The sequence below is a fragment of the Clostridium sp. AF27-5AA genome, from assembly GCF_003478415.1.
Taxonomy (GTDB): Bacteria; Bacillota; Clostridia; order Lachnospirales; family Lachnospiraceae; genus Otoolea; species Otoolea fessa.
In genome coordinates this window covers 21202-21460 of record NZ_QUFH01000019.1, presented here as the reverse complement: position 1 = coordinate 21460, position 259 = coordinate 21202, and the positions used below count along the sequence as shown (strand labels likewise).

Annotated in this window: 1 protein-coding gene; it reads right to left on the bottom strand. The window is 42.5% G+C overall.

Features of this window, described 5'->3' with window-relative positions:
• Positions 1-166: 166 nt before the first annotated feature.
• Positions 167-259: transposase (locus tag DWY89_RS14690; protein WP_243022842.1), on the bottom strand; the 93-nt coding region annotated here is incomplete at its 5' end.

Below are 259 nucleotides of genomic sequence, written 5' to 3'. Positions count from 1 at the left end.
CGGCGTTCATAGTTGCAGACATTCCAGAGCTTGGAAGCAGCGTAACACATATGCCCTATAATATTAGAATATTCCGGCCGGATATTGACCGATGTTCTGTGCGACAACAGCATTCTCCTCCCCCTTCAGACAGCCATGCATATGAATATTTACAATTCACATTGAATTAATACGACTTGCTCTGATGTTCAATATAACGGCGAATATTTTCCTCAGATACGGATCCGATCGTTTCCACATAATAGGAATGGTTCCACAG